The sequence below is a fragment of the Verrucomicrobiia bacterium genome, assembly GCA_036405135.1.
Classification (GTDB): domain Bacteria; phylum Verrucomicrobiota; class Verrucomicrobiia; order Limisphaerales; family JAEYXS01; genus JAEYXS01.
Genome location: DASWYF010000010.1, coordinates 197849 through 220627, shown reverse-complemented (window position 1 = coordinate 220627; position 22779 = coordinate 197849). Strand labels below are relative to the sequence as shown.

Sequence of the window (22779 nt, the reverse complement as noted above, 5' to 3'; positions counted from 1 at the left end):
AACACAATCGAAGTGAATGCAAATTAAATTTCCCGCAAATCAAATCCTGCACCTCATGCTCTCACCCTCATCCGCGTGATTCCGTGTTCAATCTGTGGCTATAAACTCCGCGCTCTCCGTGTCTCCGTGGTAAATCTCCCCCCATTTCGTCATTGGACATTCCCGTCCATCTCGCTACGTTCTGCGCCTGAATTTTATGCGGAGCGAATTGCTCAAGCACATGGATCGGATCGTGGTCAAGGTCGGCACTGGCGTGCTGACCGATGCCCAGAAGCGTCTCGACTTTAACCGCATGCAGGCGCTCGTCGCCCAGCTGGCCCGGTTGCAAAAGGCGGGTAAACAAGTCGTGCTCGTCACCTCCGGCGCCGTCGGCGCAGGCATGGGCGTGCTCGGCTTTGACAAGCGCCCTACTGAGGTCTCCGAGCAACAGGCCTGCGCCGCCGTCGGCCAGTCCCGCCTCATGGCGATGTATGAGTCCCTATTCGCCCCCTTCGGCATCCACGTCGCGCAAGTCCTCCTCACCCACGCCGATCTGGAGCACAAGGAACGCAACCTGAACGCGCGCAACACGCTCGTCACTTTGCTCAACCGCAACGTCGTCCCCATCATCAACGAGAACGACGCCGTCTCCTTCACCGAACTGAAGTTCGGCGATAACGACAAACTCTCCGCCCTCGTCGCCGCGCTCTTGCCCGCCGACCTGCTTGTCATCCTCACGACGGTAGATGGCGTCATTGAAAATTTCGGCAAGCCCAGCGCCCGCCTCATGTCCACCGTGGAAAAAGTGGAATCAGCGGAAGGTGAAGCCAGCGGCACCACCAGCACCACCGCCGTCGGTGGCATGCTCTCCAAGATGCAGGCCGCCAAGATCGCCACGCGCTCCGGCATCCCGCTCATCATCGCCTCCGGCCTCACCGGCGATTCCCTCGACCGCATCATCAAGCACGAAGAAGTCGGCACCCTCTTTCTCCCCAGCACGCGCAAGCTCAAGAGCCGCAAACGCTGGATCGCCTTCTTCCACAAACCCAAAGGCACCTTGGTGGTGGATGACGGTGCAAAGAAAGCATTACGCGAATCCGGCAAGAGCCTCTTGCAACCTGGCATCGCCCGCTGCGAAGGCAACTTCGGCGCTGGCGAAGTCGTGAAAATCTGTGACAAGGACGGCACCGAATTCGCCCGCGGCATCGCCGCCTACGACTCCGATTTCATCCGCGCCGGCGAAGCCAAACGAGTGGAGATCGTCCACCGCGACAACCTGGTGATTTTATAGAGTGGTAATTTTACAATGGTAGGGCGCGGTGTCCCACCGCGCCGCCGCCGAAGCAACTGATCACCCGATTGCAAAGCAGATCAAGGTAACGTCAACAACGCCCCACCTCCCTCGCCCCTCGGAGGGGAGAGGGCCGGGGTGAGGGGTGAACGTCAGGCTAAAAGCGTTAAAATATTTATGGCCCGCAAAAAACAATCCGGCATCGACCGCCTCACTGAAATCGCCGCCCGCCTCCGCGCGCCCGATGGCTGCCCGTGGGACCGCGAGCAGGACCACATGACCTTGCGCGAGCACGCCATCGAGGAAGTTTACGAACTCATCGACGCCATCGAAGCCAACGACGAACCCGAGATGATCGAGGAACTTGGCGACATGCTCTTCCAAGTCGTCTTCCACTGCCAACTCGGCCACGAACGCGGCGCATTTGATTTCGATAAGATCGCCCACCGCATCTCTGACAAATTGGTGAACCGCCACCCCCACGTCTTTGGCGACACCAAGGTAAGTTCCGTCGAAGACGTCCTCACCAAGTGGGAAGCCATCAAGCGCGCTGAAAAAGTCGGCACCGAACACGAGCGCCCTTCTGCTCTCGACGGCATCCCGAAACATCTCCCCGCCCTCCAACGCGCCGAGAAGCTCGTGAAGAAAGCCCGTAAAGCCAAGCTCCTCGACGCCAAAATCAGCACCAAGAAAGCCCCCTCGAAGAAGGAGCTAGCTGAACACCTCTTCCATCTCGCCGCCTACGCCCAACAACAAGGCTGGTCCGCCGAAACCCTCTTGCGCGAAGAAGTGAAACGGAAAGAGAAAACCCTGCGCAAACTGGAATCGAAACAAGCCAAGCCATAGTCGGACTGACGCCCTCGCCTGTTCTCTACAGCATGGTAAGGACCGGTTCCACCCGGTCCCAAACTCTTTCCGCAAGCTGCACTTCAAATAATAAGCTGCTCGCGAATTTTCACCCCCCTTTCCAAAAGACTTTCCGCAAGGGACCGGGTGGTACCGGTCCTTACCACGCCTCGTACACCGCCCCATTCTCTCGCTGGACTTTCTTCTGCCGGGGTCTAATTTACTACTCAGCAACTATGACCGATCCACGTTACGCGAAGCTGGCCAAACTTCTCATCGAATATTCCACCGCCCTCAAGAAAGGCGAACGCGTCCTGCTCGATATGATCGATGTCCCCGACGAGTTCACCGTGGAACTCATGCGCGCCGCACGCAAGGTCGGCGCCCTGCCCTTCGTGGAAGCCCGTCATACCCGGCTCGTGCGTGAAGTCGTCCGCGAGACGAATCCCGAGCACGCCGCCATCATCCGCGATATCGAGATGTTCCGGATGAAGAAGATGCAGTCCTACATCGCCATCCGCGGCAGCGCGAACGCCAACGAATCTTCCGACGTGCCCAGTGAGCGCATGTCCGTTTACTCGAAGACCATTCGCCCGGTGTTGAACTACCGCGTGAACAAGACCAAGTGGTGCGTCCTCCGCTGGCCCACGCCCAGCATGGCCCAAGCCGCGGGCATGAGCACCGAAGCCTTCGAGAATTTCTATTTCGACGTCTGCACCATGGACTACGTGCGCATGGCCAAGGCCATGGTCCCGCTCGAGAAACGCATGAAGAAAGCGGACAAGGTGCGCCTCGTTTCCCCTGGCACCGACCTTTCTTTCAGCATCAAAAAGATCGGTGCGAAGATGTGCAAGGGTGACCGCAACATCCCCGATGGCGAAGTCTTTAGCTGCCCCGTGAAAGACTCCGTGAACGGCGTGATCCAGTTCAACACGCCCACACTTTACTCCGGCACGAAGTTCGAAGGCATCCGCCTCGCCTTCAAGAACGGCAAAGTCGTCGAAGCCACCGCCAGCACCGCCACCACCACGAAGCGCCTGAACGAGATTCTCGATACCGACGCGGGCGCACGCTACATCGGCGAGTTCTCCCTCGGCTTCAATCCTTACATTCTCACGCCGATGTGCGACATCCTCTTCGATGAGAAGATCGCGGGCTCCCTGCACTTCACTCCTGGCCAGGCGTATGAGGAATGCGACAACGGCAATCGCTCCGCTGTGCATTGGGACATGGTGCTCATCCAACGTCCCGAATGGGGCGGCGGCGAAGTCTGGTTCGATGGCGAACTGATTCGCAAAGACGGCATCTTCCTGCCGAAGGATCTGAAGCCGCTGAACCCGGCGAACTTGAAGTAACTAGCCCTCTTTAAAAACGTAAAGCGGCTGATGACGAATCATCAGCCGCTTATTTGCGCCAGCCAGTCGGGAGGATAACCGACAGACGGCGCTAAATCATCAATCCTTCTTCGGCTCGCTCCAGCCGCCACCCAGCACGCGATACAACGTCACCTGGTTCGCCAGACGCACGAACCGGACGTTGATCAACGTCTGCTGTGCTGCATACAAGTCTTGCTGCGCCGTGAGTACCGCAAGGTAGCTGTCCACTCCGCGTTTGTAGCGCGCATCCGCCAGCGTGAACCGCTGTTGCTGCGCTGTCACTAATGCTTGCCCAGCGGACATCTGCTCATCGATCCACGTCTTCACGATCAGCGCATCTGCCACCTCGCGAAATGTTGTCTGGATGGCCTTCTCATACTGTGCCACTTCCACTTCCTTGCTTAGCTTCGCCACATCGAGGTTTGCGCGATTCCGTCCACCCTCGAAGATCGGCACCGTGATCTGCGGCGAGAAGTTCCACGCCATGGATGGCCCCGTGAACAGATCGGAGAGCTGCGCGCTCGCCGTACCGCCACCCGCCGTCAGCAAGATGCGCGGAAAGAACGCCGCCCGGGCAGCACCGATATTCGCATTCGCCGCCTTCAACTCATGCTCCGCCGCCAAGATGTCTGGACGACGCTGCAACAAATCTGCTGGCATACCTGCGGACACTTCCGCCATCGCGCCCTTGTCATTCAAAGGCGTCTGTGGCGGCAGATCGGCAGGCAACGGTGCGCCTACGAGGAACGTCAACGCATTCTCCGCCTGCGCCAGTTGCTGTTGATATGCTGCAAGGCTTGCGCGTGAACGTTGCACCAGCGATTCCGCCGAGCGCACATCCAGTTGTGATGTATCACCTAGCTCGAAACGCTTCTGCGTGAGGTTCAGCGAATCAGTCACCGTCTTGAGCGTTTGCTCGGCCAGCTTCACCTGCTCCATCAGCGATTGATGGTTCAGATATTGCAACGCCACTTCACCGATCAGCGCGATGTGCGCACTGCGCCGCGCTTCTTCAGTCGCAAAGAAACGTTCGAGCGCCTGGCTCTTCAAGCTCCGCACGCGCCCGAACAAGTCCAATTCATACGACGCCACACCGGACACGCTGTATTGATTACCAATGGTCGGCCCGCTGAAAGCCGTCGCCGCAGTGCGCTGCCGGGTGAACGCAGCACCCGCATCCGCCGTCGGCAACAAGTCTGCCCGCTGGATGCGATACTGTGCCCGCGAGATCTCCACATTCAGCGCGGCCACGCGCAAATCGCGATTATTCGCCAGTGCCAGTCCGATCACCTGTTTCAAGCGCGCGTCTTGGAAGAAGTCCTGCCACGCCAGCTCTGCTGCCACGGTGCTGACGCCGTTCGTCGCAGTAACTGAAGCGGGCCACGTGCCCGCGACCGGTGCCGCTGGTCGCTCATACTTCGGTGTCATCGTGCAGCCCGTGAGCAGGGCTGCTGTCATTGCCATTGACCAATAAATCTTACGCATGGTGACCTCCTTCCGTCGAAGGCTTGAGCGGTTCCGTCCCCGCTAGTGGCGGTTCGGGCGCTTTTTTATCTTTGAACATCCGCCGGATGACGACGTAGAATACTGGCACAAAGAAGATCGCCAGCACTGTTGCCGAGATCATGCCACCGGCCACACCCGTGCCGATCGCGTTCTGGCTCGCGGAACCGGCTCCGCGGCTGATCACCAGCGGCAACACGCCCAGCACAAATGCCATCGACGTCATCAAGATCGGCCGCAACCGCAAATGCACGGCTTCCAGAATGGATTCCATCAAGCCTTTGCCGGTCGCCTGCAAATCCTTCGCATACTCGATGATCAAGATCGCGTTCTTCGTCGCGAGACCCACCGTCGTGAGCAAGCCGACTTTGAAATACACATCGTTTGGCAACCCGCGCATCGATGCTGCGATGAGTGCGCCTAACACACCCAACGGCACCACCAGCAGCACTGCCACCGGGATGGACCAACTCTCATAGAGCGCGGCCAGGCACAGGAACACGATGAGGATGGAGAGCGCGTAGAGCATCGGCGCTTGTGAGCCGGAAAGACGTTCCTCATAGGATTGCCCCGTCCATTCGTAGCCGATGCCCGCAGGCAGTTTGCTCGCCATCTCTTCCATCGCATCCATCGCCACGCCCGTGCTGCCACCAACTGGTGCAGCACCGACGATCTGCACGGAAGGAAAGCCGTTATACGTCTGCAACTGTGGCGCGCCGTAGATCCACTTCAGGCTCGTGAAGGCCGAGAGCGGCACCATGGTGCCCGCTTTGTTCCGCACGAAGATCTTGGTGATGTCATCCGGCGTCATGCGGTAAGGCGCATCCAGTTGCACGATCACGCGCTGGATGCGGTTGCCGTTCACGAAGTTGTTGATGTAGCTCGAACCGAGCGCCGTTTGCAGCGTCGTATTGATGTCACCGAGGGACACACCCAGCACGCTCGCCTTGTCCTCATCGATCTCGATCTTCAACTGCGCGGCGTCTTCGAGCCCTTGCATACGCACGCCGGTGACATGCGGATTATTCGCCGCTTCCGCGAGCAACTGATTTTTCGCCGCGAGCAACTTCTCATGTCCCAAGCCCGCCAGGTCTTGCAACTGGAAGTCGAAGCCAGCGGAATTGCCCAGCTCCGAGATAGCCGGTGGATTCAGCGGGAAGATGATCGCGTCTTTGATGCTCGAGAAATGGCCGAAGGCACGACGGATGACCGCCTGCACGGTATGATCCGCGCCTTTGCGCTCTTTCCAATCCTTCAAGCGTGCGAACGAGAGCGCGGAGTTCTGCCCACGACCGTTGAAGCTGAAACCGGATACCGTGATGAAACTCTCGATCTCCGGTTGCGCGAGGTAATAATCCTCCACCTGCTTCAACACTTCAGATGTGCGCGCTTGCGTGGCACCCACAGGCAACTGGATGTTTGTGAGGAAGTAGCCCTGATCTTCTTCTGGCAAGAAGGAGGACGGCATCCGAATATAGAGGAAGCCCACCGCCACCACGATGGCCAGAAATGCCACCATCGAAGTGCCCGTCCATTTCAGGATGCCTGCGACCCATGATTGATAACGCGTCGTCGTTTTCGCGAACGTGCGATTGAACCAGCCGAAGAAGCCACCCTTCTCATGATGATGCCCCTTCTCCACCGGCTTGAGCAAGGTAGCGCACAAGGCTGGCGTCAGTGACATCGCGAGGAACACGGAGAACAACATTGACGCGACGAGTGCGAGGGAGAACTGCCGGTAAATCGTGCCCACAGAACCGCTGAAGAATGCCATGGGGATGAACACCGCCGTGAGCACAAGCGAGATGCCGATGAGCGCCCCGGTGATCTGGCTCATCGCCTTACGTGTGGCTTCCAATGGCGACAGCCCTTCTTCGCTCATGATGCGTTCCACGTTTTCCACCACCACGATCGCATCATCCACGAGAATACCGATGGCCAGCACCATGCCGAACATCGTCAGCACGTTGATGGAGAAACCGAAGGCGAACATAATGCCGAACGTGCCCAGCAAGGCCACCGGCACTACGATCGTGGGGATCAAAGTCGTGCGGATGTTCTGCAAAAAGAGATACATCACGAGGAACACCAGCAAGATCGCTTCGGCCAGCGTCTTGATCACTTCCTTGATCGAGATATCCACGAAGGCCGAGGTATCCAGCGGGTAATTCACTTCCACACCCGGCGGGAAGAACTTGGAGAGGTCTTCCACCTTCTGGCGCACTGCTTTCGCCGTGTTCAAGGCATTAGCCGAAGGCGCGAGCTTCACGGCCACTGCCGCCGAGGGATGCCCATTCACACGGGCTTGCGTGGAATAATCCTGACCACCCATCTCCACACGCGCCACGTCCTTGAGCCGCACCCGCGAACCATCGGTATTGTAACGCAGCAAGATATTCTCGAACTCCTCCACCGTTCGCAGCGTGGAACGTCCCTGCAAGATGACGTTGAGTTGCTGGCCTTCAACCGAGGGACGCGCGCCCAACTGACCCACAGGGATTTGCGCATTCTGGTTTTGGATGGCCGTGCGGATGTCATCCGCCGTGAGCCCATAGCTCGTCAGCTTCTCAGGATTCATCCAGATGCGCATGGCATACTGGGTGCCGAACATCATCGCTTCACCCACGCCGGAGACACGGCGGATGGGGTCTAGCACACTGGCCGCGATGTAATTACCCAGCGCGATCTCATCCAGGCTGCCGTCCGGCGTGGACAGCGTGAAGAACATCATGAAATTACGCGTGGCCTTCGCCACCGTGATGCCTTGCTGCTGCACTGTCTGTGGCAAACTCGGCGTGGCAAGCTGCACCTTATTCTGCACCTGCACTTGCGCCGTGTCTGGATTCGTTCCCGGTTGGAAATACAGCGTCACCGTCGCCTGACCAGATGCATCGCTGGAGGACGACATGTAGAGCAGGTTGTCGATACCATTGAGCTGCTGCTCGATCACAGAAGTCACCGTATCCTGTAACGTTTCAGCAGAAGCACCGGCATACGTCGCCGATACCGAGATGGATGGCGGTGCAACGTTCGGATACTGCGCCACCGGCAACTGCGTGATGGAGAGTGCCCCCAACACCATGATGAGGATGGACACCACCCACGCAAAAACCGGCCGGTCGATGAAAAATTTGGCCATGATGAAAACTCCTTAGCTCAGTGCGCGGCCTTCTTGGTCGCATTGGTGACAGCCGCTGGCGGCTGGTTCGTGTTCAACGGTGCATTCGGATCAAACGGCTTCGTCGTCACCTTCGCACCGGGGCGGATCTTCTGCAGACCTTCCACCACCACACGTTCACCGGCTTTCAATCCACTCGCCACAATCCAGCGATCACCATTCGCGGTGTCAGCTTTGATCATACGGGATTCGACGGTCTCATCCGCCTTCACCAGCATCACGCTTGCGGAGCCGTTCGCCCCACGCGTCACCGCGCGTTGTAATACTGTGATCGCCTGCGTGTTCACCGCTTGCTCCACCTTTGCCCGCGCGAACATGCCCGGCAACAGCGTGCGATCTGGATTCGGGAACTCTGCGCGCAAGGTCACCATGCCCGTGCCCTGCTCAACGGAGATGTCCGTAAAAAGCAAACGGCCAGCTTGCGGATAAGTCGTGCCGTCTTCGAGGATCAACGTCACTGCCGCTTCATTGGGAGCTACGCTTTTGAGTTTGCCTTCTTTCAACGCGCGCTGAAGTTTCAGCAGGTCCGTGGTGGATTGCGTGAAATCGAAATAGACCGGGTCTAATTGCTGGATGACCGCCATGGGCGTCGCCTCGTTCTGTCCCACCAAGGCACCTTCCGTCACCAATGTGCGCCCGATGCGACCGGAGATCGGTGCCGTCACACTGGCATAGCCGAGATTTAATCCTGCCGTCTCCACCGTCGCCTTAGCCGCGAGCACTTCCGCTTCATACACCTGCACAGAAGCCGTGGCGTTCTCGAATTCCTGACGGGAGACAGCGTTGATCTCCACCAGTTCCTTGTAACGGTTCGCCTGCGATTGCGCCTGTTTCAGATTCGCTTCCGCGCGTGCCTGAACCGCTTTCGCGCTGCTGATCGTGGCCTTCAACGGCGCAGGATCGATCTGGAAGAGCAGATCGCCCGCCTTCACATCCGCGCCTTCTTGAAATTTCTTTTCCAGCAAGATGCCGGGCACACGGGCGCGCACTTCCGCCACACGCACGGGACTGATGCGCCCCGGCAACTCCGTGATGACGCTCACCGGCTCTTCCTTCACCGTCACCACGGTGACTTCCACGGGCGGCTGCGCGGGCGGCGGGCCTTCCTTCTTTTTGCCGCATCCCGCTCCTGTCAGCACCAGGAGCACTACCATCACACCTGCATAAAACGATTTCATTCCGTTCCAAACTACACCTAAACGCGTTCCCCAGAATGACTTTGATGTTTCCAAGGTCGTAACTTTTTGTTACCACTCTACCAGAAACGTATGGAACTCAGACATCTCCGCTACTTCACCGTCGTTGCTGAGGAACTGAATTTCCGTCGTGCCGCCGAACGCCTGCATCTCACCCGTCCGGCGCTCAGCAAACAGATCAAAGATTTGGAAGATGAACTCGGCGTCCGCCTACTGGAACGCAACACCGTGCGTGCCTCGCTTACGGATGCCGGACGCGTCTATCTCGTTGAAGCACAACAGATTTTAGCTCACGCCCAACGCGCCGCTGCCTTGGCCAAAGAAGCCGCGGCGGGACGTCGCGGAACACTCACAGTGGGCAGTGCAGGAGCTCTCGCTCCCATCTTTCTGCCCAACGCGCTGAAGTCATTTCACGAGGCTTTTCCCGATGTGGAAGTGGTGTTGCAGGAGCTGCCCTTTCCAGACCAGATGACCGGCCTGGCCGCAGGTGAATTGCAGATCGCTTTTGCTTTTGGAGATAACGGCAGTAATTCACCCCATTTTCAGCGACTGCTCGTGCTGCAATCTTCCCTCGGCATCGCTGTGGCTCGCAATCATCGGCTCATCCGTCGCCCGCAGCTTTCGCTCAAAGAACTGGTCGATGAAAATTTCGTGTGTATCGGCACCGAATGTAATTCCGACCATGCCGATCATTTACGCCGCCTCTTTGCCTCCGAGGGCTTGAAACCGCGCCGGATAAAATACTGCCAGGGCTTCGATTCACTCGCTTCTATCATCGCCAGCGGGCACGGCATCTCGCTCATGTTGCACGCGCTGGAGACATATCGAAATCTGGAGATGAAGATCGTGCCCCTCGAAGGCGCGACGGAACATCTGGAACTGCATATGTGGGCCGTGTGGCGGAAGGATGAAGCGTCACAACTTGTGCACAACTTCATCAAGCTCCTAAAGCCTGAAACTAAAGGGCGAAAAGCATATCCGGCTCCGACGGTTTTGCGGGCTGCTTGAACCATCACCTTCAATGAGAAAGGCCGTCCTGATTGATCAGAACGGCCTTTTTTCCCTAAAAGATATCAGTTCTTCAGTATCGTGATGAACTGCTTCATCGCCGGGGAGAGCACTTTGCTCTTCTTGTAGATCACCGCGAGCGGACGGAAGAATTCTGCGTCTTCGATCTTCACTTCCACCAGCGTTTGCTTGGAGACTTCTTGCAGGATGGTGTTGTGCGGCACGATGGAGATACCAGCATCGATTTCCACAGCGCGTTTGACCGTCTCAATGTTGTCGAACTCCATCACCGGCATCAGCGAGACACCGTGATCCTTGAACACCTTGTCGATGGCGCGGCGTGTCGGGATATCCGGCTCGAAGCCCACGAATTTCTGTCCTGCGATCTGCTTGAGCTTGATCTGCTTCGCCTTGGCGAAGGGATGCTGCGGATGGCAGATGAGCACCATGGGGTCTTCGCGCAAGGGGATCACTTCCAGGCGTAGTTCCTTCTGCGGATAAGCCACGAGGCCGATGTCCACCACATTGCCGAGCACGTCATCATACACCTGATTCGCGCGGCGATATTCCACATGCACGTTCACTGTCGGGAACTGCTTCAGGAATTGCTTCAGATACGGCGGCAGGTCATGCAAACCGATGCTGTAAATCGTGGAGACGCGGATCGTGCCAGAAACGATGTCTTTGATCTCTTGGATGCGGTTCTGCAGAGCATCGTAAGTTTGGATAATCTGTTTGCTGTACTCGTAAAGGACCTGTCCTTCACGGGTCAGCCGGAACTTCTTCTTGCTGCGCTCGATGAGGATGGATTTGAAGTGGCGTTCCAGCGAACTGATCTGCTGGCTCACAGCGGACTGCGTCACGCTGTTGATTTGGGCTGCCTTCGTAAAACTCTCCGTTTCCGCAAGATCAGTAAAAACTTTCAGACTCTCAATTTGCATGAGGCAGTCTTTTATTAGGAAACAAAAATAAAGTCAACTTATGTTACGCCGTGTGATATTCTTCCGGATTAAGCACCTTCTTGACTTTTAGCAACAAGTCCTGACTGCTGAACGGCTTTTGAAGATATACCTCTCCGTTAGAATCTTCTGCGCCCTTCGAACGTACGTAACCGGATGTGCAGATGATAGGCAGGTAGGGATAATTAGGCCGTACCTTTTCGATGAGTTCGCGACCGCTCATCTTCGGCATCACCAGATCGGTGATTAGCAAATCTATCCGTGGCCCCTGCTCCTCCAGGACTTCTAACGCACGCTGACCGTTATTAGCCGTGATGACGCGGTAGCCGAACGAGGCGAGCACCATCTCGCCCATGGTGAGCAGCAGATCTTCATCATCCACCATGAGGATGGTCTGGTTGCCGCGCAGCTCATCATCGTTATACACGCGGTCCTGCACCACGCGTTTCTGTGCCGGCAGGTAGATGCGGAAGGAAGCGCCTTGGCCCGGCACGCTGGATACGGCGATCAACCCGCCATGATTCGACACAATGCCGTAAACCCAAGCCAAACCCAACCCGCGATGCCCGTATTTGGTCGTGAAGAACGGTTCAAAAATGCGCGGCAAAATCTCTTTCGCAATACCTGCACCACTATCTGAAACTTCCAGGCAAACATACGCTCCGGGAGCCAACATCACCGCGCCATCTTGCGTCGGTTCGACGACATCTCGATTCCGCGTGACCACCGTGATGCGTCCCGTTTTGTTCACCGCTTGGACGGCATTCTCCAGCACCTTCATCACGGCCTGCTGCATCTTGCCTTCTTCGAAATTCGCCGTGTAAAGCTTGCTCTCCAGATGCAACTTCCACTCCACACCATTGCCCGCGAGGCCACGGAAAGATTCCACACCATTGCGGAGCAGATCGTTCAGATTACCAGCGACCTGCGCCTTCGTGTCCTTCTCCTGACGGCTAAACACCGCCAAGTCATGCGCGATCTCCGCCGCCTTCTCTGCTGACTTCTCCACTTCCACCAACGAATTCCGCCACGGACTGTCTGCCGGAAGTTTGCGGAGAATGAGCGAGGTGTGACCGAGCACGCTGGTCAGGGCGTTGTTGAAATCCAATGCCACCGTGCGCGTCAACTGCAGAGCACACTCCAGCTTTTGCTTGTGGATCTGTGCCGGGTCCATTGGACCAGCAGGGGGTTTCTCCGGCTGTCGGAAAAACATTGTGGTATTGCCCGTGGCCGGAGCGGCAACCTCCCGGAAAAGCTGCAAGAGACAACCCGTGCCGCCATCTATATGAATGGGGCTGGCATAAGTGGAGAACGCGATCTTCTCGCCATCCACCGCCTTGAGCTGGATGACTGCAGGTGTTGGGGTAAGAACCGATTGGCGAAGAAATGCTCCCGCATCCGAGGAATTCGCCACATCCCACAAATCACTGAAAGGCTTGCCCACTGAATCAAACCCAAAACATTGGACAGCGGCATCATTAACGCCCGCGACCCGGCCATCCGCCCCTACTGAAAGGACGGGCCACGCTGCTTGCCCTAATACATTTGTCCAGTTGTCGCTCATTCCACGGCTTTACCGACTGACCTCTTGGCTATCGGCTCTCTTCTTATCGGCTCAATACTAACCAGCCTTTGCATCTGGCGCAAACTTCTGTGCAAAAATCCGTATTAACTCGCTGTTTCGATGATTGTTTTCACTACCCGCAGCCATCACCTCATCGTGCGAGATCGTCTTTTTCGTCAATCCTGCCGCCATATTTGTGAGGCAGGAAAGCGCAGCTACTTTCATCCCGTAACGCCGCGCCACAATCGCTTCCGGCACCGTACTCATACCGACAGCATCCGCCCCCCACTGCCGAAAGGCCCTAATCTCCGCCGGCGTCTCATAACTTGGTCCTGAGACAGCAAGATATACGCCTTCTCTCAACTTTATTCCTGCTTTAATGGCGGCGAGTAACAGCCCTTCCCGCAAGTCACCATCATAGGTTGCCGACAAATCTACAAAATCTTCAGAACTTTTCCAACCCATTTCGCATAAAGGGTTTACCCCCATGAAGTTGATATGATCGCGGACCTGCATCAAGTCCCCGCAACGCCATCGGGCATTAAGGCAGCCGGCAGCATTGGTGAACAGGACGTTTCGCACACCATACTCCGCCAATGTCCGGATGGCAAAGGTGACTTCCGCCATGTTCCGGCGTTCGTAATAATGAACCCGCCCCGCTATCAATAACACCGGGGCTTTTCCCAAGTTGCCCCAGCCCCATCGTCCTGCATGTCCCGGCACCGAAGGCTTTGGACAGCCGGGAATCTTGCCCGTTGGCACCCACCCCCCCTGAAAAGCCTCTGCCACGTTTCCGAAACAGCTGCCCAAGACGATGGCCAGCGGCGGCGCCTCCAGGCTTACCCGGCGGCAAAAGCCCACGGCCCGGCGCAACTCATTGCGGTCTGTAACTTTATGCCCCATTAGATTACTCAAAGGGCCTAACCTGCCAGCACCAAAGAATCAAGTCCATGTATTGACTACTGGCAGGTTTTCTGACACCTTGGGAATCTTGTTGTCTCTAGTGGGAGACGCAAGTGACGAACCGGATATATGGCAAAATCGACTCGCAGCAAAACGAACACGAAAACGGAATCCGCCCCGCCACCCCGCTCTCGTGGTCGCAAATTGGTTTTTGGCAAAGGCGCGGCCACCGAAGCTCCTGCTGATTCTCACGCTCACGGCAAAGGCGAGAAGGTGCCTGCCGCTTTGCGCAGCGGCACGGAAAAGGCAGACAAGGACAAGGATGCCGCTCTTGAAGCTTCCGTCCCCCAACGCTTCACCACCGTGGACCTTCTCGAAAAGGTCAAAGAACTTTCCGATCTCGCCCGCGAGCAGGGTTACCTCACTTATGATGACATCGCGGAAGGTCTTGCCGAAACGCCTCACACCGCTGAGGACTTGGACGAGATTCACCAACGCCTGAGCAATCTCGATATCGAGATCGTCGACCAGGAAGAAGTGGAACGCGCCAAGCAAACCACGGAAGCTGAAGACGAAGACGAACGCTCCCGCCTCGACAGTCTGGATGACCCCGTCCGCATGTATATGCGCCAGATGGGCAAGACTCCCCTGCTCACCCGCGAGCAGGAAGTCGAGATCTGCAAACGCATCGAGGACGCGGAACTCAACGTCAAGCGCATCATCTACTCCTTCGGCTTCACCGCCAAGGAACACATCGCCCTCGCTGAAAAACTCATCTCCGAACCGCCGAAGGAACGCTTCGACCGCGTGATCGTGGACAGCAAGATCGAAGGTCGCGAGAACCACTTGAAGGCCCTGCGCCGTCTGGTGAAGAAAGTCCGCGAAATGGACCACGGCGTGGATGAAGCCTATGCCGCCTGGCGCAAAGTTGCCGAAGGCACCAAAAAGACCAAGCTCCAACAGGAGATGGCCAAGCTCGACAAGAAGCTGCAATCCACCTTCGGCCAGTTCTTCTTCAAGCAAAAGGTGCTCGAGGAAATGGCGGTGGTCTCTGACAACATCCACGACAAGATTCTCGCCAGCCGCCGCCTCATCAAGGAGATGGAGCACAAAGGCAAGTCTGCCGCGGTGCATAACATCATCGATGGCGAGCAGTCCAAGATCCGTTCACTGGAAGATTTCGTCCGTATGCCGGAGCAGGATTACCTGAACGCGCACGCGGAGATGAAGCGTTTTGCCGAGGCCGCCCAGAAGGCCAAGATGGAAATGGCCGAGGCCAACTTGCGCCTCGTGATCTCCATCGCCAAGAAATACACGAACCGTGGCCAGTCCTTCCTCGACCTGATCCAGGAAGGCAACATGGGTCTGATGAAGGGCGTTGAGAAATTCGAGTATCGCCGCGGTTACAAGTTCTCCACGTATGCGACGTGGTGGATCCGCCAGGCGATCACCCGCTCCATCGCCGATCAGGCCCGCACGATCCGTATCCCGGTGCACATGATCGAGATCATCAACAAAGTCTGGCGCGTCCAGAAGCAGTTGATGCAGGAACTCGGCCGTGAAGCGAATCCGGAAGAGATCGCGGACGAAATGAACATGCCGGTGGAGCGCGTGAACTCCATTCTGCGCATGGCCCGCCAGCCGGTCTCGCTGCAAGCCCCCGTGGGTGATGACGGCGATTCCAGCTTCGGTGACTTCATCGAAGATCAATCCGTCGAGAACCCGATCGATTCGACCGGTTACAGCATGTTGAAGGACAAGCTGGGCGAGGTGCTCAACACCTTGACCGAGCGCGAACGCCGCATATTGGAACTCCGTTTCGGCCTCGTGGACGGCTACGCCCGCACGCTGGAAGAAGTGGGCAAGCAGTATAAAGTGACCCGTGAGCGTATCCGTCAGATCGAGGCGAAGGCGTTGCGTAAGTTGCGTCACCCGACACGTATCCGCCACCTGCAAGGCTTCCTCGAAACCGCCGAAGCCGCGTAAGCAGGACGGTGATTATTTCAAAAGCCGGTCATCGTCAGATGACCGGCTTTTTTCTTTCGCGACTGCCTGCCCCGGCAGATGTCGGGGTCCAAGTCGCACCAATCCCCATCCAAGCAAAGACAGCTTCTGCCATTTCAAAATCCTGAACCATTTGACGAACCTGCAATCCAGCAGCTACCTTGTTCGCGGGTTCGAGGCCTGCCAGCCTCGAAGGTTACTGGATGGTCGGGCCGCCATCTGCTGAAACACAACCGCACACTATTGCCGTTGAATCACCGGATGCTGAGTTCCAGCCCATGAAGTCCATCGAAATCCTTGCCACAGTCCTCTTTGCGCTCGCAGTCATACACACCTTCTGCGTGAAGCGCTTTGCTCATTGGGCGCACAAATATCCCGCCGGTTCGCTGCAAGAGAATGTGCTGCATTTTCTTGCCGAAACGGAAGTGGTCTTCGGACTGTGGGCTGCTGCTCTTTTCGGCGGCATCACGGTTTTAAGCGGCTCAGTCAATCAGGCGGTAGAATACATCGAGAGCCTCAATTTCACCGAGCCCAAGTTTGTCTTCGTGATCATGGTCGTCGCCGCCACACGCCCTGTAGTGAAGCTGGCGGAGTGGCTCATCTCCCAAGTCGCCCGCCTCATTCCCGCCCGTGAAAGTGTCGCGTTCTACTTCACCGCGCTCTCTTTTGGACCTTTGCTCGGCTCCTTCATCACGGAACCCGCCGCGATGACATTGCTGGCATTATTGTTAAAACGCCGCTACTTCGACCAAGGCATCAGCACGAAATTTGCGTATGCCACCTTGGGTCTGCTCTTCGTGAATGTATCCATCGGCGGTACGCTCACGCACTTCGCTGCACCACCCGTGCTCATGGTCGCTGCGAAGTGGAACTGGGATTTCGGTTTCATGTTTCAAAATTTCGGCTGGCGCGCCGCTTCCGCCTGCATTTTTTCTGCCATCATCATCACCACCATGTACCGCAAGGACTTGGCCCAAGTTCAAGTCCAGCGTGGCGACGGTGGCCGAATCCCGGCGTGGCTCACGCTTCTGCATATCGCCTTCCTTGCCATGGTCGTCGGCTTCGCCCATCACCCGGACGTGTTCCTCGGCATCTTCGTGCTCTTTCTCGGCCTCGTGGTGGCCACGAAAGAATATCAGGATGAACTCAAGTTGCGCGAAGGTTTGCTGGTGGGTTTTTTCCTCGCGGGTCTGGTCACGCTTGGCTCTCTGCAAGCCTATTGGCTTAAACCGCTGATCCAAAGCCTCAACGGTTCATCGCTCTTCTATGGTGCAACCGCACTCACCGCCATCACGGACAACGCCGCCCTCACCTATCTAGGTTCCCTTGTCGAAGGCATCTCCGATGAACTCAAATATGCTTTGGTGGCTGGCGCCGTCACTGGCGGCGGTCTCACCGTGATCGCCAACGCCCCCAACCCCGCCGGAGTCGGCATTCTCCAAAGCGCCAAAGTATTTCAAGACGAAGGCATCAGCCCGTTAAACCTGTTCTTGGGCGCACTGCTGCCCACAGCCGTCGCCATCGTATTCTTCTGGCTGTTACATTAAGAACGCCTCGTAAATCGTAATTCCAAAATCGTAAATCCCACTTCATTTTCCCGCTTGCCTGCGGGAGGCGCTTCACTACCCTCCGCGCCCGTGACTAACGATATCGATTTACTGCCCCGCTCGCCGCTTTTGATCTTCCTCCTCGTTGCCGCCTCTGACGGCAAGGTGGACAAGAAGGAACTTGAGAACTTCCAAAAGGTCGTCCTCAGCTCCGGCAAGCTGCCCAGCCCTCTCCTGCAAAAAGCCATCGCGGACATGCTGCCAAATTTGGAGCGCTATCTGAAGGAACTGACCTCCGGCCAATTTGATTTCGTCGCCGAACTCAAGCGCATCGGCGAATACGTGGACACGAATCATCCAGCGGAAGCGCAGACCTTCAAGATGTCCCTGCTCGGCCTCGGCAAGCTGATCGCCGAATCCTCTGGTGGCTTCTTCGGCTTCGGCAACAAGATGAGCAAGGATGAAGAAAAAGCCCTTGTCGCCATCGCGGTGACCCTAGGTGTGTATCCGAAACCGTAAGACCACTTCGGATTTACGATTTTTGATTTACGATTTACGCACCCATCACAAAGGTGGGCGCGTAATTTCTTTTTATACCTCCAATCATCGAGCCACTCGTAAATCTCACAGTATTTCCCGGATCACATGCCCATGATCCACATCCAACCGCTTGCGCCCCGGCACTTCCAGTTTCCGTGAATCCAATCCAAGCTGATGCATGATGGTGGCATGCACATCCGTCACATAATGCGGATGCTCCACCGCATGGAATCCCAATTCATCCGTTGTACCATGCACGATACCGCCTTTCACACCGCCACCCGCCATCCACACGGAGAAACCAAACGGATGATGATCACGCCCATCCGCGCCTTGTGAACCCGGCGTGCGCCCGAACTCAGTGGCAAACACCACCAGCGTGTCATCCAACATCCCGCGCTGCTTCAAATCTTGGAGCAACCCTGCGATCGGTTTATCCACTTCACGCGCCAGCTTGGTGTGATTGCTCTTCAGTCCTGAATGCGCATCCCACGCACCTGCCGCACCATCGCCATGCTGGATCTGGATGAAGCGCACGCCCCGCTCAGCGAAACGTCGCGCCGCGAGCAATTGCATACCGAACGGCTTCGTCGCCTCTTCATCCAAGCCATAGAGCTTCTTGATACTGTCGCTCTCTTTCTCGAAATGAATGACCTCTGGAACCGCCGTCTGCATACGAAAGGCCAGTTCATACGCCTTGATGCGTGCGAGCAGATTCGGGTCCTGCGGATACTTCACCGCGCTGAAGCGATTCAGTTTACCGAGCAATGCAAACTCAGCCGCCTGCTCGGCTTCCGTGATGTCACTTTCCGGCTTCGCAAAATCCAACGGTGACTTCGGATCGATCTTCAACGGCACGGCATCAAAGGCTGGCCCGAGATAATGGCCATCGCGTGAATCGAAGAAGCGCGGCCCCATGTTGATGAACTGCGGCAGGTTGTCATTCAACGAACCCAACCCGTAGTTCACCCAAGCACCAATCGTGGGAAAACGACCATCCAACATGTGCCGACCAGAATGGAACTGCACCTGCGCACCATGATTATCATCCGTCGTCCACATGGAACGGATCACCGCGAGGTCATCCACGCACTCGCGGATGTGCGGAAAGAAATCGCTCACCTCGATGCCACTCTGCCCTGCTTTACGAAAGCCCGTTTGCAAAGGATAGATGACATTGCGCTGCTGCCCATTCGCGTCATTCACCACCACTACGCGAACCTTCTTCAACTTCTCCGGGCTCTGCACGTCCTTGAACGGCGTCTCACCGATGGATTTGCCCGCATACTTGTTCAACATCGGCTTGGGATCAAATCCCTCCATGTGACTCACACCTCCGCGCATGAAAAGCCAGATGACGCTTTTCGCCTTCGGCGCGAAGTGCGGCTGTCCCGTCGGCGGCGCCCAAGTGGTGGATGCGTAGCCATCCCGCTGCAACAACGACGCCAGTGCGATACTCGAGAAACCCATGCCGATATCGCCGAGAAAAGAGCGACGATTCAGTATCGGCTGCCTGCGCTTGAGATAAGAAGAGAATGGATTCATACGCCTACCTCACCGTGATGAAATCGTTGTGATTGAACAAGGCATGCACCAAGCCCGCACGCGCACGCGCCATCGGGTCTTTATGCCCTTGCTTCTCCGCAAGGCTGCGTAACTGCATCAGTGTTTCCGCGCACACTTCCATTTCACCTTTATCTGGCTCTAACGCGAGAATGGTTTCATAGGCCGTGCGGATGAACACGTCATCCGTGATCGCCGAATTATCCTTTATCAACCTCTCCGCCAGCTTGCCCGCTGACATCATGGATAATTTACTGTTCGCCAGCGCCAATGCCTGCTGTGGCAGCACGCTCTCCGAGCGGCGATAGCACTCCTGCACGTTCGCATTATCGAACGTCTCTAGGAACATGTGCACATCATCCTTTGAGTGCGTGAAGTAAAGGCTGCGTCGGAACACTTTGTCTTCTTTCTTCGGATCGATTGTCGGTCCACCCATCGTCAGATCAAGCTGACCGGATAGCTGCAGGAGACTATCGCGCACGGATTGCGCCTCCATGCGCACCGGATTCATACGCCAGTAATACTTGTTCTCCGCATCTTTCATGAGCGATGCCTTCGGCGCGTCCGCATTGGATGAACTCAGCCGATACGTGCGAGAGAGCACCATCAAGCGGTGCATATGCTTCATGCTCCAGCCGCTCTCCATGAACTCCACCGCCAGCCAATCTAACAATTCCGGATGCGTCGGCGCTGCACCGCGCCGACCGAAATCCATCACTGTAGGCACCAACGGCTGGCCGAAATGCCGCACCCACAAGTGATTCACCGCCACGCGTGCGGTCAAGGGGTTCTGCGCATTCGCGATCCACTGCGCCAAGGCGGTGCGACGACCAGTGCTGGTCGTGGGAAATGGCAGGTTACGGTGATCCTCTTTTTCATCCGGGCCATCGAGAGCTTTTAGCGAACCACGCAAGGAAGTGTATTTGTCCTCCGGCTTCGCAACTCGTTCTTTCGCCTTGGTCACCGCTTCGCGCGCACTTTTTAATTTCTTTTCATCACTCTTTTTGGCCTTTTGCTCAGCAGCTTCCAGTTTTACCAACGCAGTTTCTGCCTCCGCCAATCGCCAAGCCGCTTCATCTTTGGCGGCAATACCGATCAGTGATGCCGCATCAGCCGATTGCTTCAGCTTCGCGCGATCCGCCTGCCAACTGCTGTGCAACGCTTTCAACCGCAGTTCCGCCGTGACAACTGCTTTCGCTGCCGTGTCCGCTTCAATCCGAGCATCAGCCAGTTTGGCTTCCACAGAAGCACCGGGGCGCACGTAATCGGCTGGCAGCTCATACAATTCACAATTCAAGAACTCCGCACTGGCATCGAAGGTGACCAACTGAAGATGTCCGGGTTGACGACTCGGCAGGGTAAAGGAAAGTGCATCTACACCATCCACCAATACCGTGAGTTGATCGCCTTGCACGAACGCCTCCAGATCATACGAGGTGCCGGTCTTCACTTCGCGAGTGATAAAACCGTTCGGCGGATACACGGTCTTGCCGTCATCCGTGATGGCTATCTGCAGCTTCGATCCGACATAGGCACTCAAATACACCAGCACATCGTGCTTCTCACTGGCATCGAAGGTGAAACCTACGGACTTCCATTTTTCACCGCCTTGGATGGTGAAGCGCACCTTGGCGTAGAAATCTTTTGGATGCGGCTCACGCAATTGCAGCACATGCCGTTCAGCACCCACCTGTGTCTGTTTCAAACCAGTCTGATCGCGTTTCCATGCGCCGCCCTTCTCTTCCCATGATTCCGAGTTGAGAGCGTGGAACTCGTCGGTGAAGACCCGCTTCGGGACGGGGCTTTCGGCTTTCTTAGTTTTGGTTTTCTCCTCCAGATCAGCCACCGCTTGCCGGGCCTTCTCCAGTGCTGCCTTCGCCGAAGTGACCTGCTGTTCCACGATCTGCCGATGATTCTCGAACACGTATTCCTGCAACGCCGGGCTGTGCGATTCCACCGGCAGAGCCACCGCTTTGATAGCAGGTTCCCGCAGCTTGAAGATCACAGGCACCGTTGGCGTGATTTCCTTGGATTTATCCGGATGCTTTTCATCACCGCGCACATGCAGATAGGTCGGCAGGTCCAGATGCACATCGTAGGCACGCGGCAGACCGTCCTTCTCCAGATTCGGTTCACCGGGCAATTCATCGAGGCGCACGTGGTAGGGCTCGAAGAAGGCGCGCCACGAATAATAGTCCTTCGCCGTAACGGGATCGTATTTGTGATCGTGGCACTTGGCGCAATTCATCGTGAGGCCGAGGAATGCCTTCGACGTGTGCTCCACCACTTCATCCAGCCACGTGGTGCGATTGAAGAGATAATAGTTGCGGGCGAGAAAACCTGTTGCGCGCAAGGTGTCGCGATCCGTCGGCGCAATCTCATCGCCCGCCAGCATCTCCACCACCATGCGATCGTAGCCTTTGTCCTTGTTCAGCGATTCCACGATCCAGTCGCGCCAGTGCCAGATATGTTTTTGGCTGTAGCGCAACTGATCGCCCAAGCCATACCAGTCCGAGTAACGCCAGATGTCCATGAAGTGGCGTCCCCACCGCTCACCGTATTGCGGTGAGGCCAACAAACGATCCACCACCTTCTCATATGCTTGCGGTGAATTATCCGCTTCAAACTCCTGCATCTCCTTCAAACTCGGCGGCAGGCCGGTCAGGTCCAAATACACGCGTCGCAGCCAGAGTGATTTCTCCGCGAGCGCTTGCGGCTTGAGCCCTTGCTTTTGATGTTCCGCTGCGATGAACGAATCGATCGGGTTTTGCGACCATTCGTGCGCTTTCACTTTTGGCACAGCAGGACGCACCGGTGCCTTAAAGGCCCAATGATCTTTTGGATCTGCCTCCGGCTTCTCCCCGGCGGGCGCTTTAGCTCCTTGGGCAATCCACTGTTTGAAAAGAGCGATTTCCTCCGGCTTCAACGCTTCACCTTCCGGCGGCATCCGGTCTTCCACATCCTCGGCGGTCAGGCGTTCGATGAGATGACTCGTATTCGGTTTGCCAATGACAAAGCCGACGCCATGCTTGCCGCCTTGTTTCAAGAACTGTGCCGTATCCGTGCGCAGCTTGCCCTGTTGTTTCAGCACCCCGTGACAGGCGTAGCAACGCTCCATGAGGATAGGTTTTATCTGCGTGGCATAATCTATCTTGCTGGCAGCGAAGAGGATTGATGTTGGAGTCCACGTCAGCAAGATCACAGGCAACAAGACGCCTTTCATCAGCCTGTTAAGACTGCGAGGCACACCTGTTCCTGCGGAAAGCATGGCTCAATATTACCGCTGCAAAAAGCACTTGGTCAACGGCGGGCTGTGCAAAAT

At 56.7% G+C, this 22779-nt stretch carries 15 protein-coding genes; 7 read left to right on the top strand and 8 right to left on the bottom strand.

Annotation, left to right across the window (positions count from 1 at the left end; genetic code table 11):
• The first annotated feature begins 196 nt into the window (after positions 1–196).
• The 3 genes from proB to VGH19_04965 all read left to right on the top strand — a co-directional run bounded on the left by proB (position 197) and on the right by VGH19_04965 (position 3471).
• A complete protein-coding gene (proB, locus tag VGH19_04975; protein HEY1170703.1) occupies positions 197–1270 on the top strand; it encodes a glutamate 5-kinase in 1074 nt (357 codons plus the stop codon).
• A gap of 177 nt (positions 1271–1447) precedes the next feature.
• Entirely contained in the window at positions 1448–2116 is a 669-nt protein-coding gene (locus VGH19_04970; GenBank protein ID HEY1170702.1) for a MazG family protein, read from the top strand.
• Between the two features lie 236 nt (positions 2117–2352).
• Positions 2353–3471, top strand: coding sequence for an aminopeptidase (locus VGH19_04965; GenBank protein ID HEY1170701.1), 1119 nt, complete (start codon positions 2353–2355; stop codon positions 3469–3471).
• A 99-nt stretch (positions 3472–3570) separates the two neighbouring features.
• Here the strand turns inward: VGH19_04965 and VGH19_04960 are convergent, their stop codons facing one another.
• Genes VGH19_04960 through VGH19_04950 form a run of 3 tightly spaced genes read right to left on the bottom strand, consistent with a single transcriptional unit; the run spans position 3571 to position 9351 of the window.
• Positions 3571–4977: an efflux transporter outer membrane subunit gene (locus tag VGH19_04960; protein ID HEY1170700.1), complete on the bottom strand. Its 1407-nt coding sequence runs from the start codon at positions 4975–4977 to the stop codon at positions 3571–3573.
• Positions 4970–8134 carry an efflux RND transporter permease subunit gene (locus tag VGH19_04955; GenBank protein HEY1170699.1) on the bottom strand — a complete coding sequence of 1055 codons (3165 nt, stop codon included), beginning with the start codon at positions 8132–8134 and terminating at the stop codon, positions 4970–4972. The genes VGH19_04960 and VGH19_04955 overlap by 8 nt, the downstream gene beginning before the upstream one ends.
• A 17-nt stretch (positions 8135–8151) precedes the next feature.
• A complete protein-coding gene (locus VGH19_04950; GenBank protein ID HEY1170698.1) occupies positions 8152–9351 on the bottom strand; it encodes an efflux RND transporter periplasmic adaptor subunit in 1200 nt (399 codons plus the stop codon).
• Positions 9352–9441: 90 nt separating this feature from the next.
• On the opposite strand from VGH19_04950, the gene VGH19_04945 reads away from it, so the two are divergent.
• On the top strand, positions 9442–10377 hold the full coding sequence (locus tag VGH19_04945; GenBank protein ID HEY1170697.1) for a LysR substrate-binding domain-containing protein: 936 nt from the start codon (positions 9442–9444) through the stop codon (positions 10375–10377).
• 65 nt (positions 10378–10442) lie between these two features.
• Here VGH19_04945 and VGH19_04940 read toward each other — a convergent pair whose 3' ends face one another.
• From VGH19_04940 to VGH19_04930, 3 genes are read right to left on the bottom strand one after another with little or no spacing between them, the layout of a single operon-like run.
• Positions 10443–11318: a LysR family transcriptional regulator gene (locus VGH19_04940; GenBank protein HEY1170696.1), complete on the bottom strand. Its 876-nt coding sequence runs from the start codon at positions 11316–11318 to the stop codon at positions 10443–10445.
• Positions 11319–11361: 43 nt separating this feature from the next.
• Entirely contained in the window at positions 11362–12900 is a 1539-nt protein-coding gene (locus tag VGH19_04935) for an ATP-binding protein (GenBank protein HEY1170695.1), read from the bottom strand.
• Between the two features lie 57 nt (positions 12901–12957).
• The gene (locus tag VGH19_04930; GenBank protein HEY1170694.1) at positions 12958–13803 is read right to left on the bottom strand and encodes a purine-nucleoside phosphorylase; all 846 of its coding nucleotides are present in this window, start codon (positions 13801–13803) and stop codon (positions 12958–12960) included.
• Positions 13804–13932: 129 nt separating this feature from the next.
• On the opposite strand from VGH19_04930, the gene rpoD reads away from it, so the two are divergent.
• From rpoD to VGH19_04915, 3 genes are all read left to right on the top strand, one after another.
• Positions 13933–15789: an RNA polymerase sigma factor RpoD gene (gene rpoD / locus VGH19_04925; protein ID HEY1170693.1), complete on the top strand. Its 1857-nt coding sequence runs from the start codon at positions 13933–13935 to the stop codon at positions 15787–15789.
• 296 nt (positions 15790–16085) lie between these two features.
• The gene (locus VGH19_04920; GenBank protein ID HEY1170692.1) at positions 16086–17354 is read left to right on the top strand and encodes a putative Na+/H+ antiporter; all 1269 of its coding nucleotides are present in this window, start codon (positions 16086–16088) and stop codon (positions 17352–17354) included.
• 90 nt (positions 17355–17444) lie between these two features.
• Positions 17445–17873 carry a hypothetical protein gene (locus VGH19_04915; GenBank protein HEY1170691.1) on the top strand — a complete coding sequence of 143 codons (429 nt, stop codon included), beginning with the start codon at positions 17445–17447 and terminating at the stop codon, positions 17871–17873.
• 105 nt (positions 17874–17978) lie between these two features.
• On the opposite strand, the gene VGH19_04910 is transcribed toward VGH19_04915, so the two are convergent.
• Both VGH19_04910 and VGH19_04905 read right to left on the bottom strand, forming a co-directional pair.
• Positions 17979–19439, bottom strand: a complete 1461-nt coding sequence (locus VGH19_04910; protein ID HEY1170690.1) for a DUF1501 domain-containing protein — start codon at positions 19437–19439, stop codon at positions 17979–17981.
• 4 nt (positions 19440–19443) lie between these two features.
• A complete protein-coding gene (locus VGH19_04905; protein ID HEY1170689.1) occupies positions 19444–22680 on the bottom strand; it encodes a DUF1553 domain-containing protein in 3237 nt (1078 codons plus the stop codon).
• Positions 22681–22779: the final 99 nt, after the last annotated feature.